The 12,433-nt window shown below is 57.1% G+C and carries 13 protein-coding genes; 8 read left to right on the top strand and 5 right to left on the bottom strand.

The window, feature by feature from the left end:
* Positions 1-1,022: 1,022 nt before the first annotated feature.
* The 4 genes from pal to F6V25_RS03920 all read left to right on the top strand — a co-directional run bounded on the left by pal (position 1,023) and on the right by F6V25_RS03920 (position 6,155).
* Positions 1,023-1,526, top strand: coding sequence for a peptidoglycan-associated lipoprotein Pal (gene pal / locus F6V25_RS03935; protein WP_246166953.1), 504 nt, complete (start codon positions 1,023-1,025; stop codon positions 1,524-1,526).
* A gap of 111 nt (positions 1,527-1,637) precedes the next feature.
* Positions 1,638-3,458 (top strand): tetratricopeptide repeat protein, encoded by a 1,821-nt coding sequence (locus F6V25_RS03930; protein ID WP_191966066.1) that lies wholly within the window; start codon positions 1,638-1,640, stop codon positions 3,456-3,458.
* 123 nt (positions 3,459-3,581) lie between these two features.
* Positions 3,582-4,073 (top strand): chemotaxis protein CheW, encoded by a 492-nt coding sequence (locus F6V25_RS03925; protein ID WP_151127328.1) that lies wholly within the window; start codon positions 3,582-3,584, stop codon positions 4,071-4,073.
* A 381-nt stretch (positions 4,074-4,454) separates the two neighbouring features.
* Positions 4,455-6,155 (top strand): HAMP domain-containing protein, encoded by a 1,701-nt coding sequence (locus F6V25_RS03920; protein WP_151127327.1) that lies wholly within the window; start codon positions 4,455-4,457, stop codon positions 6,153-6,155.
* A 15-nt stretch (positions 6,156-6,170) separates the two neighbouring features.
* On the opposite strand, the gene F6V25_RS03915 is transcribed toward F6V25_RS03920, so the two are convergent.
* The 5 genes from F6V25_RS03915 to F6V25_RS16925 all read right to left on the bottom strand — a co-directional run bounded on the left by F6V25_RS03915 (position 6,171) and on the right by F6V25_RS16925 (position 8,248).
* Positions 6,171-6,614: a PAS domain-containing protein gene (locus F6V25_RS03915; protein ID WP_151127326.1), complete on the bottom strand. Its 444-nt coding sequence runs from the start codon at positions 6,612-6,614 to the stop codon at positions 6,171-6,173.
* Entirely contained in the window at positions 6,560-7,171 is a 612-nt protein-coding gene (locus F6V25_RS03910; RefSeq protein ID WP_151127325.1) for a hemerythrin domain-containing protein, read from the bottom strand. Before F6V25_RS03910 ends, F6V25_RS03915 begins: the two co-directional genes overlap by 55 nt.
* On the bottom strand, positions 7,171-7,626 hold the full coding sequence (locus F6V25_RS03905; protein ID WP_151127324.1) for an iron-sulfur cluster-binding oxidoreductase: 456 nt from the start codon (positions 7,624-7,626) through the stop codon (positions 7,171-7,173). The genes F6V25_RS03910 and F6V25_RS03905 overlap by 1 nt, the downstream gene beginning before the upstream one ends.
* Before the next feature lie 2 nt (positions 7,627-7,628).
* Complete coding sequence (locus tag F6V25_RS03900) at positions 7,629-7,850, bottom strand: hypothetical protein (protein WP_151127323.1); 222 nt, start codon at positions 7,848-7,850, stop codon at positions 7,629-7,631.
* 230 nt (positions 7,851-8,080) lie between these two features.
* Positions 8,081-8,248, bottom strand: coding sequence for a hypothetical protein (locus F6V25_RS16925; RefSeq protein ID WP_191966065.1), 168 nt, complete (start codon positions 8,246-8,248; stop codon positions 8,081-8,083).
* A gap of 210 nt (positions 8,249-8,458) precedes the next feature.
* Between F6V25_RS16925 and F6V25_RS03895 the strand changes: the two genes are divergently transcribed.
* From F6V25_RS03895 to aroA, 4 genes are all read left to right on the top strand, one after another.
* Positions 8,459-9,031, top strand: a complete 573-nt coding sequence (locus F6V25_RS03895; protein ID WP_246166952.1) for a phosphohydrolase — start codon at positions 8,459-8,461, stop codon at positions 9,029-9,031.
* A 118-nt stretch (positions 9,032-9,149) separates the two neighbouring features.
* Positions 9,150-10,229 (top strand): prephenate dehydratase, encoded by a 1,080-nt coding sequence (gene pheA / locus F6V25_RS03890; protein WP_149307900.1) that lies wholly within the window; start codon positions 9,150-9,152, stop codon positions 10,227-10,229.
* A 12-nt stretch (positions 10,230-10,241) separates the two neighbouring features.
* Complete coding sequence (locus F6V25_RS03885; protein WP_151127321.1) at positions 10,242-11,105, top strand: prephenate dehydrogenase; 864 nt, start codon at positions 10,242-10,244, stop codon at positions 11,103-11,105.
* A gap of 36 nt (positions 11,106-11,141) precedes the next feature.
* Positions 11,142-12,431: a 3-phosphoshikimate 1-carboxyvinyltransferase gene (aroA, locus tag F6V25_RS03880; RefSeq protein ID WP_151127320.1), complete on the top strand. Its 1,290-nt coding sequence runs from the start codon at positions 11,142-11,144 to the stop codon at positions 12,429-12,431.
* Positions 12,432-12,433 lie beyond the last annotated feature (2 nt).

Raw genomic sequence — 12,433 nt, 5'->3', positions numbered from 1 at the left:
CGCTCGGGCATCAAAAACATGGGTACACTATACCTCAACCATGGACTGTCCACAACCATCACAGTGGTTGGAGGCTAAGAGAGGAGTGGCTTGGCTTGGCCGGAGGCGGCATGATTCTTACTTCCGGTCTCGATTGTTATTGATATATTCTTTGTTATATATTATAAATTGAATAATAGGCCTGAGGCAGGGGTATGATTCCGGTATGCCTGCCCAGCCCCAATCCGAATGAGCGAGGTGATGGAGTGAAAGAACTGCTAGTGCTGATCATATTCCTCGTTGTGTGGGTGGTACTCCAAAAGTACATCCTTCCGCGCCTCGGTGTGTCCACCTGAATGTCCAACGCCTGCGACCTCGGGGACCGAGGTGCCAAACACAAGAATAAAGTGAAAGATCCGCCTCATGGCAAACAGTAGCAGGGGCGGTGGGGCCTGCCGAGAGGCGTGCCGGCCAATTCGATTGCACTTTGCTGCAACAATCTGATATTACTATCACCATGTACCATGCTATGCGGCAACGCTCGACCAGGCGTCTGGTTATCTTCACCTTGCCTTTATTCCTCCTGTTCCTCGGGATAAAGGTTCCTAATATATCACGTCCGCAAAAGCCGAAAGCCACACCGCGTGCCGTCCTGGAAACGCCGGCTGAAAAATCGGCCCAGCTGGCACCGGCCAACCAGTGCGATGAGCCAGTTGCCCTGGGCTGGTCGATCTCTCCCATTACTCCCGTAGGTCAGCCGCTGTCGTTTCACATCGTGATTGTGTTCGTTTCCTCTCTGCTGCTGTTAAGGCTATTAACGCCCCGCGCTCCCCCTCGTTCGCCTTCGTACGTTTAATCCCGTAACCGTATCTAGCGCCCGTGGCGATGCCGTCGACAACGGTTGCCGCGTGCGTGCGTCTTATTTTTGTCTTATCTTATCTTATTTCAGAGGAGTATAAATTATGAAAAACAGTATGAAATTTTGCGTCGCGATGCTTGTTTGTGGGCTCTTGCTTGTGGGGGGTTGCGCAAACCAGGAGGTCGTGAAAAAGGACGAGGGGATAGCAGCGACACCTGTCGCCAAGACGGTCGGACCGCAGAAAAACGATGCCGCAACGCCGGTAGCCGGCAAAGAACAGGCGGCTGTTCCGGCCAAGCAGGCCGCTGTTGCACCGCAGGCCCAAAGCACCTCGTCGGCTTCACAACTCCAATCTGCCCTGGACAGGATTTATTTCGATTTCGACTCCTCCCAACTGTCCGATGCAGCCCGCGCCACGCTGGCAAAGAGCGCTGCTGCGCTCGTGAAAGCACCCGAGGCCAAGGTTCGTATCGAGGGTAATTGCGATGAGCATGGTTCTGCCGAATACAACCTGGCTTTGGGCGAGCGCCGCGCTCAGGCCGCCAAAAAGTACCTGACGACACTGGGCGTTTCCGATGGGCGGCTTGCAACCATCAGCTATGGCAAAGAGCGGCCTGCCGACCAGGGGCATGACGAGGCGGCCTGGAAAAAGAACCGCCGCGACGAGCTTGTCGTCGTGACGCCGTAAAGCTGTTTTCAGTCCGGGGGGGTAAGGTCCCCCTCGGGCTGAAGGAAGGATTGGATAACCATGATGCAAGGTGTGACATTTGTTCGTTCGCTTGTCTTGGGAGTGACCGTCGTGTTCTGTTGCGGTTTTACCTGGGGGTTGTCCAAGTCCGACCCCTGTACGGAGGCACGAAAATCTCTCGATACACTCACTGCCGTCAGCGTTACCCCGCAACGTTTAAAACAGGAAGAGGACATTCTCAAAGTATGCCCGGATGGTGTTGCCGGGCGTTTCGTTAAGGCACTCAGGGCCGAACGGTCCGGCAAGGTTGACAACGCAATTACACTGTACCGTGAGGTAGTGGCCAAAGACGCCACCTTAGCTGAAGCCCACGGAAACCTTGGCCTGTTGCTCCTTGAACGGGGACATGATCGGGAAGCGTCGGTTGAACTGACTAAAGGGCTCATGGGTAAGCCCGATCCCCGCTATCATCGTGCCCTGGGCAGGGTCATGGGGGAGGGGGCGCTGCCGGCTCTGGCGCTGTTTCATTACAGCTCGGCACGCCGGGCATTTCCCGGTGACCCAGCCATTCAGGCCGGCCTTGCCAAGGCGTATGAAGATCTTAAACAATACGACAGGGCAGCAAGCGAATACGACCGGCTCCTGATATTGAAGCCCGGAGACGCGGCTGCCCATCTCGGTTTGGCCGGACTCTACCGTAAGGCCGGCAAGCTCGACCAAGCGGCCGGCCAGCTTCGGAGCTACCTTGCAACCACTACCTCTGACCCCAAAGGGCACAAGCTGCTGGCGGATATCCTTATGGAAAAGGGAGACCGGGAGGCGGCCCGGAAGGAGTATTTGCTGGCGGGGATCGATGTCACCATCGACCCGGAAGATTTTGCCCGCAAAGGCGATGTGTTCATGGCGGAACGTGAATACGGCAAGGCAATAACCGCCTACCAGACGGCCCTCAAGGGGCGGTCAAACTGGACCGGTGTGCAACAGAAACTTGGAGACGCTCAAATGGCGGCCGGTCATGACGAAGACGCCGCTGCGACATTCGCTGCACTGGTCAAGGGAGGAGTTAAGGACGGCGCAACGTTGTATCGCCTTGGTCTGCTCAATGAGCGCAAGGGACAGCTCGATGAGGCGCTGTCGTTCTATCGTGGCGCGCTCCAGTCCGATCCTTCGGACGTCAATGCCCGGCGCAGGCTGGCTGAGATATTGACGTGGCGCGGCAATTTTGCTGAAGCGGCGGAGCAGTACCGCGAGTTGATTCGCACGAGAGCGGATAACCCGCTGTACCACCTGAACTTGGGGCGGGTTTATGTCCATGGTAAGGATCTGAAGAACGCCGTCCCGGAGTATGAAGAGGCCTTGCGTCTCGATCCGACCAGCATCGAAGGGCATCGGGAGTTGGCGCGGATATTCATGCGCCGTTCGTCTCCCGAAAAGGCGGAGTATCATTACCGGGAAGTCCTCCGGCTGAACGCTGAAGACGAGGAAGCCCGCAATGCCCTGATTACGCTCTATGTCAAGCAGAAGCGCTTTGATGATCTGACCGGGCTTGTCAAGGATTGGCTGGCACGGTCGCCGGACGATCCGCAACGCCACTACCGCCTGGGGATCGTGTATGAGTTCAAAAAAGATTATGAATTGGCCTTCAGCGAGTACAAAAAGTCACTCGAGTTGAAGCCGGATAATGCCCGGGCGCTCTTTGCCCTTGGCCGGGCCTACCTGAAAAGCGGGCGTATCTCCGAGGCCAGGGAGATGTTGGAGGCAGCAAAAAAGGCCGATCCCACCTTTGCAGAACCCCAACTGTTACTGAGCAGCATCAAGAATGACGCCCCGTCCGCCAAGGCCAGAAAACATAAGGTGCAGAAGGCGCAAAAGGCGCAGAAGCACCGTGTTAACGTGAGGGAAAAGAAGCACAAACGAAATCGCCGGCGTTGATGCAATCGTGTGCATTCCGTCAATGTCTGCGGCTGGGGCTGTTCAGGCTTTGACAGGGCTTTGGCAAACTGGTATAGAATGGGCTGCATGGCAACGATTTGAACCACTGAAAGGAATGAGATAATGTCCAACGAACTGATGGTCAAGAGTGATGAGTCCAAGGGTGAGCTCAACCAACTCGTCAGCTTTAACCTGGGGGACGAAGAATTCGGCATAGAGGTCCTGAAGGTCCGCGAAATCATCCGCATGACCGCCATTACGCACATGCCCAACACCCCGCACTACGTTGAGGGCATCATAAACCTTCGCGGGCGGGTGATTCCCATTATCTCCATGCGTCGTAAATTTGGTTTGCCCGAAGTGGCGAACAATAGCCAGACCCGCATCATTGTTGTGGATGTGGACGGCGATTTAACGGGATTTATCGTCGATGCCGTGTCGGAGGTCGTCCGCATCTCCGATAGCGAAATACAGCCTCCCCCACCCGTGGTGTCGGGCGGTATAGATCAGGAGTGCATCACGGGCGTGATCAACCGAACGGATCGCCTGCTCGTGCTTCTTTCCCTGGACAAGATGTTTTCGCCAGGAGAAACCCAGCTATTTGGCGGAATGTAAATAAGGGCTTGTCGGAAAAACTGCCGTGACGATGGGGATACCCTGATAGAGTATCCCCATTATCGTTTTCCAGCCCACCTTTGGCCCGATAGCCTCTCCGCCCGGCTAGCCGGCGCACAATCACTGTTCCGGCTCCCATGAGGGTGGCGGCTTTGTCGCTTCTTTTGGGGGAAAACTTGCGAATAGAGCACCGATCTCCTCCCTGATCCAATTTGAGGCCCGGCTTTTGCAAGTTTTGAATGCATTTAATTTTGCGGCGGTCATGCCGTGCCGTGTTAGAGGTACATGCGAACATGCCACGAGGTGACGATTGTCGCCCCGGCCTCACGGAACCAAGCCATCTTGTAAGCGCCTGCCCGACAGCCTCTCGAGGACGCGTTCATGATACAAAGCCTGCTCGATTACCTCTCCTCCCTTTCGTTGCGGAAACTTCTGCTCCTGCTGACCCTGCTGCTTGCCTTGCCGGCTGTGGGGTTGATCGTCCATTTTGGTCTGGACCAGCACCATGATGCGCTACAGGAAGGCGTCGCCGAGACGAGGAAACTGGCCCACAGCATTGCCTCCGAGCAGAGAAATCTTACTGCGGCCGCACACCAGCTGGTGACCGTGCTGGGGCAATTGCCCCAGGTCAGAGAACACAAGACGGCGGCCGTCAACGGTATTCTGACGAGTGTCCTCGCCTTGAATCCCCAGTATGCCAATATTGTAATCGCCGACCCAACAACCGGAGATGTGTGGGCATCGGCTCTGCCTCTTACCAAGCCGTTCTCCCTGCGCGATAAGCGTACCTTCCGGAATGCCGTCAAAACCAGGCAGTTTTCTTCCGGTGAATATGTCATTGGTCAAATTTCCACAAAACCGACCATCGGTTTCGGGTATCCGGTTCTTGATGAAAAAGGTGAGGTTAAGGCCGTTATTGCAGTCAACTTCAATTTTGACCATTACAATGTCCTGTTTAACCAGGCAGGCTTGCCCCAGGGGACGACCTTCAATATCATCGACTATAACGGGGTGATAATCGACAGAAACCTGAATCCCGAGGGGTTTGTCGGTAAAAAGGCCAACGACGGGATCTTCATGAGCATGGTGAACGGTCCTGAGGAAAACTCGTTTATTGATGTGGGGGTGTCCGGCGACCGGCGGATCATTTCGTACACCAAATTGCGGTTACGCAATGAAACGTTCCCTTACCTGTACGTTCGTGCCGGTATTCCTCTCCAGGCGACCCTGAGTAAAGCGGCGGAAAAGCAGTTTTACAATATGGCGTTCCTGTCACTGTTCCTGCTTGCAGCAATTTTTCTGGCCCTATTTATCGGCAAGCACTGTTTTGTCAACAGGATCACTGCGTTGCAGGAGGCTTCCCACCGCCTGGCGGCAGGAAATCTTCACACGCGGGTTTCCGCTTGCCTGCAGGGGGGGGAGTTGGGAGATTTGGCCCAGACCTTCGACCAGATGGCGGATCAGCTTTCCGTCCGGGAGAAGGCTGTGCGGGAAAGCGAGGCCCGATTCCGCAGCGCTTTGGAAAACGCTCCCATCGGGATGGCACTCGTCTCTCTCAACGGTGCGTTTCTCCTGGTTAACCGCGCTCTGTGCGCCATCCTGGGATATGAAAAAGAGGCGCTTCAAGGTTTGACCTTCGCGGAGGTAACCCACCCGGACGACCTGAATCTGGATATTCCCAATGTGGAGCGGCTGCTGGATGGAGAGGTTTCCGCCTATACCGTGGAAAAACGGTACATAACCAAGGGCCGCGAGTTGGTCTGGGGGCAACTGACCGCCTCAGTCCTCAAGGGCGACGAAGGCGATCCGGAATATTTTATCGTTCAGATCGAGGATATCAGCGACCGGAAGAGGGTTGAAAAAGAGCGTGAAGGGCTCATCGGGGATCTTCAGGGGGCACTGTGCGATGTCAGAATATTGAGCGGCTTGCTGCCCATCTGCGACTCCTGCAAGAAGATCCGTGACGACAAGGGGTATTGGAACCAACTGGAAACCTATATCAGCAAACACTCAGGCGCCATGTTCAGCTACGGCATCTGTCCTGACTGCGAAGCCAGACTGCAGGGCCGCAGGGAAACCTGACAGGCCTGTTTCCCCTTACCCTTGTGGCGCGTTCTTCTGCAGCAACTCCAACTCCCTGATGCGTTCCTTCTGCTCCCGCTCCCGCTGCCATCGCGCCGTCACGTCGCGGATGATCGCGGCAACACCCTGAACCTGCCCGGCCGTGTCCGTGACCACGACCATGGAAAATTCGGTGGAGATGCGGCTACCGTCCTTGCGCAGGGCGGGTGCGGAGAGCATTTCGACGCTGTAGCGGCTCGTACCGCTTGCCATGACCCGAAAGTAGCCGTCCCAGTGCCGTTGGCGCAGGTTCTCGGGTATAATCAGGTCCAGGGATTTGCCCAGCGCCTCTTCGCTACGGTAGCCGAACATCCGTTCAGCGCCGCTGTTCCAGAATTGGATAATCCCCTTGCTGTCGGAAAACATCACGGCGTCATTGGCATTTTCAATGATGGTGCTACAGAGTCGTTCGGTATCCATATGCCCTCAACCTCTCGTTCGTATTTCGTTACGAGCGCCTCATAATGGGCCGCGAAACCGGCCGGTTTTTCCGCTTCTGCCGCTGCATAGCCCGCGATGATATCGCTTTTCAGTCTAGCAGGTATGAGCCGTTCGGCAAGGGGGTAGAGTATTCCGTCCTCTTTAGCGATATGGGCGCGCAGCAGTTCGGCGTAGGCCAGGGCATTTTCCACGACGAGCTCGGCGGCGCCGCCGTTGCCCGCCATGGCCTCTTTGGCCGCTGTCTCCATGGCCCCCACATACTGTCTTCCCTGGTCATGCTCCAGCAGCATGGCGGCCACCGGACTGTGCTCGCGGGGCATGCCGTTTTCAAACAGTGCCGCAAAGAGGACATCCTCTTCTTTGGCGTGGTGGAAGCGGTCGGCGTAATTGCGGATAAAGTCCACGCCGTCCAGGTAGAATTGCCATCCGTCGTACGCCCCTGCGGCGGTCCGGCGGGCATTACGTTCCAGAAGGGCCACCATCCTCAGAATCAGGCGATGTTCGTTGACCAGCGCTTGGGTAATCTCGGTTTCCATTAATTCCTCCGTTCTCCGTTGACGCCGATTACCACGCACTCAAGGGGGGTATCCTGCCCGCTCCGGGCCAGTGCCTCCCTGACCAGAATGTCCAGACCGCGGCAGCAGGGCACTTCCATAATGGCCACGGTGATGCTCTTGATGGCGTTGGTACTGAAGATGCCGGCCAGCTTTTCCACATAGGGTGTGGTGTCGTCCAGTTTGGGGCAGGCGATGGCCAGGGCTTTTCCCTTCAGCAGATCCTGGTGCATGCCACCCATGGCATAGGCCACACAGTCGGCGCTGATCAGGAGGTCCGCGTCCTGGAGGTAGGATGCCGTTGATGGTATCAGATGGAGTTGCACCGGCCACTGTCGCAGCTCGGAACGAACCCTGACCGTACTGCCTTCATCTGGTTCCGGTTGTTCGATGGTACGCGCCATGCTGCCGGGGCAGCCGCATCCGGGGTGTGTCATGATTATTCTCCTTTTGCCGTAAGGTAACTGTTGATTTTCTGTTGGATTGCCGCCTCGTCGTCCTTTGTCAGGCCGTGGATGGCGACTACGTCCTTTAAGAGACAGACACCCACCGTGCAGGTAACGCAGCCGATATCATAGTGCTTGAGAATCCCGCCGATCTCCGGGTGTGTCTGGATTACGTCCTGGATGGCCTTGTCGCCTAGACCGCTTCTGAGTTCCATGGTCAACCTCCTCGCCTTCTTAAGTATGGTTGCAGGATAACCTGCCCAAGCGGGGAAAGTAATGATGCAGGTCAATATTTTGTCGAATATGGGGTGGTAAGGGGATTGGTTTGCCGTGAAACGGAGAAGGAAGCGGAGATGAGAACTCTTTTATTTGGAAGGGGGTTGAGGTATAAAGGGTGATGCAGGCGGTTCGTTCGACAAGTGATCGGTTTGAAGCGTCGGACGTCTTAATCGACAGCGCTGAGCAGGGAACACCCGTCGTCAAGATAGTCGGATGCGCAGACTTGATCGACGACCCAGTAGAGGTTGTCCTGTCCCAGAAGGATGGCAACCGGCTCTTCAATGCTGATGGCATACATTTGCGCTATGGAGTAAAATGGGAACTTGGCGTACACGGGTAACCGCTCCTGTTTGTTTGCAACTGGTCGTGCCTGCGTTGCTTAAAGTCTTCTTTGTATAAGCATAAGGCATGCCTAAAAAATAACGCAATAGAAACAGCATGTTGCATGGTTGTAACAAAATATTGACTCGATTGGGCCTGTTTGGGATATAAATATGTGTCTGAAATTTGACTTTTGGCGGTGAGTGTACAGATGGTGGATGTGATGGCAATGCTGGGCAGGTACTTTGAGGGTGCTGGGTTGGAGATCGTGGCCACCCATGGGAGGGTAGTGGCGGAACTTGCCCTGGCTGTCGGCCATGTGGTCTCTCTTTCCCCTGAGGAATGCACCTTCATACAGGAAGCGGCCATGCTGCACGACATTGGCGTATGTAGGGTTTCTGCCCCGGGGATCGGCGCTCTGGGGCCCCATCCCTACATCATGCATGGCATTCTGGGGCGGGAGATCCTTGAGCGCGAAGGCTTGCCGCAGCACGCCCTGGTGTGCGAACGCCACATCGGCGTCGGCTTGACGATCAGGGATATCGCTGTCCAGGAGCTGCCGCTTCCCCCTCGGGATATGGTTCCCAGAACGGCGGCAGAAGAGATCATCTGCTTTGCCGACCTGTTTTTCTCCAAAAAACCGGGCAGGTTGTCCCACAGGGCACCGCCTGAGCGGGTTCGTGAAAAGCTTTCCGGCTTTGGAAAAGACAAACTTCAAATTTTTGACGCATGGATGGAACGCTTCGGGGCGGCTCTCCGAGTTGGGGGGATGACCGGTCCGAAACCTGTTTCGTGAGGTGCCTTGCTTCCAGACGGTTATTCCGTATACTTAATTGTGGTTGCATTTAAACCGGCTATGCAGTAAATTAACCCTCTTTTTATTGGGAAATCCCGTATTTTTTCAGGTGGTCTCATTGCAACAGGATGCCCCCACAATCGAACAGCTTCGCACCAGCATCGACACTATCGACAACCGGATTGTCGAGCTCCTCAACGAGCGCGCACGGGTGGTGGTCGAGGTCGGTAAGCTTAAGTCCGGCAGCAATATGGAGTTCCATGTTCCCGGTCGCGAACGTCAGATTTATGAACGCCTGCTGAGTCGCAACCCTGGGCCCTTCCCCAACGACGCCCTGCGCAGTATCTACCGTGAAATCATATCGGCCAGCCTGGCCCTGGAATCCCCCATGAAAGTGGCCTTTCTGGGACCCAAAGCGACCTTCAGCCACCTGGCTACCATGCAGCAGTTCGGGTTGTCCGCGGAACTGGTGCCGCTCAAGTCGATCCCATCGGTCTTCGAGGAGGTGGAGAAGGGCAAGGCGCTGTACGGCATGGTGCCGGTGGAAAATTCCACCGAAGGGGTCGTTTCCCATACCCTCGACATGTTCGTGGAGAGCAGCCTGAAGATCACCGCCGAGGTCCTGCTGGAGGTCCACCACGATCTGTTGTCCCGTTCCGGGCGACTTGAAGACGTCAAGAAGGTTTATTCCCATCCCCAGGCCATTGCCCAGTGCCGTCAATGGTTTGACGAAAATCTGCCCGGCGTGCCGTTGGTGGACGTAGCCTCCACGGCCGTGGCGGCACAGATGGTCAGCGAAGACAGTACCGCCGCCGCCATCGCCAGTGAACTGGCGGGTTCGCTCTATGATCTCAAGGTGGTCAGGACCAGGATAGAGGATCAGGTCAACAACTTTACACGCTTCCTGGTGATCGCCCGCAAGGAGATCGAACGCTCCGGCAACGACAAAACCTCCATACTGTTCTCCGTCAAGGATGAGCCGGGCATCCTCTGCCGCATGCTGGAGCCTTTTGCCAAGCGCGGCATCAATCTCTCCAAGATCGAATCGCGCCCCTACAAGAAAAAGGCCTGGGAATACATATTTTTTCTCGACCTGTTTGGCCACGTTTCCGAACCGGAAGTGGCGGCGGCCCTGGACGAACTCAAAGAGTGCTGTCAATTTCTCAAAGTCCTCGGTTCCTATCCGCGGTCGATATAGGAGCGAGACGGCATGTCCATGATCATTGAGCGTCTGACCGTCATCGGCGTTGGCTTGATCGGCGGTTCCTTTGCGCGGGCCCTGCGTGAAGCAGGCGCGGTCGGCACCATCGTCGGCGTCGACACCGATCGTGATAACCTGAACCAGGCCCTTTCCCTGGGGGTTGTCGATGAGATCACACCCGACGTCGCTCGCGGCGTGCGGGATGCCCAGGTGGTGTTCGTTTCGGTTCCGGTCTGTTCCATCCCGATGGTGGTCCGGGAGATTGCCCCCTTTCTCCCCGCGGGTTGCATTGTCAGCGACGGCGGCAGCGTCAAGTTCGCCATTGTGCGGGAGTGCGAGGCGCTCATGCCGCCGGGATGCACCTTTGTCGGCGGGCACCCCATTGCCGGCACCGAACATTCGGGCGCAGCGGCAGCCTTTGCTGCACTCTTTACCGGCAAACGCTGTATCCTGACGCCGACCCCTGCCACCGATGCCGGGGCATACGATACAATGGCGCGGCTCTGGCGGTCTGCCGGAGCCAATGTCTGCTCCATGGAACCGGGGCACCACGACCGGATCTTCGCTGAAATATCCCACCTGCCACACGTCGTGGCGTACGCCTTGGTGCATGCCGTGGGAACGGCCGATGTGGAAGGGGAAAACGTGCTCTCCTACTCTGCCGGCGGTTTCAGAGATTTTACCCGCATCGCCTCTTCCGACCCGGTCATGTGGCGTGACATCACCCTGATGAACAGGGCGGCCCTCCTGACGAGCATCGATGGCTTTTCGGCGAGTCTGGCGGAGCTGCGCCGGCGCATCGACTGCAGCGATCCTGCGGCGTTAGCCGAGTTTTTTACCATTGCCAAGCAGTTTCGCGATGGTATCCTCTGAACGAGAAAGATCAACTGTGCACCAACGGAGTTTTGCGTGAAATCCATCACAATACAACCAGCATCGTCTGTCAAAGGTGAGATCACTGTCCCTGGGGACAAGTCCATCTCCCACCGTTCCATCATGTTGGGGGCTATTGCCAACGGCGTCACCACTGTCAGAGGTTTTCTGCGCGGTGAAGACAATATGGCGACCATGGGGGCCTTCCGCGCCATGGGGGTGCGGATCGAGGACGACGGCGAAACCGTGACGATACACGGCCAGGGGCTGCGTGGTCTCAAGGAGCCTGCGGACATCATCGATTGCGGTAATTCCGGCACCAGTATCCGCCTTTTGACCGGCCTTTTGGCAGGCCAATCCTTCTTCTCGGTGGTAACCGGCGACCAGTATCTGCGTAAGCGCCCCATGAAGCGGGTAGTGGAACCGCTTGTCCGCATGGGCGCCCGCATCATGGGGCGCGACAAGGGGACCCTGGCGCCGCTTGCCATCACCGGCGGCGCCCTGAATGCCATCGGCTATGAATCGCCGGTTTCCAGCGCCCAGGTGAAGTCCGCCATCATGCTGGCCGGCCTGTATGCCGACGGGGAAACCTCCGTCCGTGAACCGACCCTTTCCCGCGACCACTCGGAGCGCATGTTCCGCCTGTTCGGGGCCTCGCTGGAGGTGTTCAAAAATGGCGTCACGGTTCGTGGGGGGACCGAACTCACCGGTCAGGAAATCGGGGTTCCGGGCGATATCTCCTCGGCGGCCTTTTTCATGGTCGCGGCCCTGGTCACGCCGGGGGCGGAATTGCTCATCCGCAACGTGGGCATCAACCCGACCCGCACGGGGATCATCGACATACTCAGGTCCATGGGGGGGGCTCTCGAACTGCTCCACGAACGCGAAGTTTCCGGCGAGCCGGTGGCCGATGTCCTGGTCCGCTCATCGCGCTTGAAGGCCATCCAGATCTCCGGCGACGTGGTGCCGCGGGCCATCGACGAATTCCCGGTCATCTGCGTGGCGGCAGCCTGCGCGGAAGGGCGGACCACGGTGAGGGGGGCCAAGGAATTGCGGGTCAAGGAGACCGACCGGATTGCGGCCATGGCAACGAACCTGCGCACGCTTGGGGTCGTGGTTGAGGAGTGCGACGACGGTATGGACATCCTCGGCACGGAACGCCTCGGCTGCGGCACGGTGGAAAGCTACGGGGATCACCGCATTGCCATGTCCCTGGCGGTTGCGGCCCTGGTGTCTCACGGAGGGATTACCATCCGCGATGTTGAGTGCGTGGCAACGTCCTTTCCTTCCTTTTTCCCGCTGTTGGAACAGGTCGCAAACAGGTGATG

The sequence above is a fragment of the Oryzomonas japonica genome (assembly GCF_008802365.1).
Taxonomy (GTDB): Bacteria; Desulfobacterota; Desulfuromonadia; order Geobacterales; family Pseudopelobacteraceae; genus Oryzomonas; species Oryzomonas japonica.
This window is presented reverse-complemented; position numbering and strand designations above follow the sequence as displayed.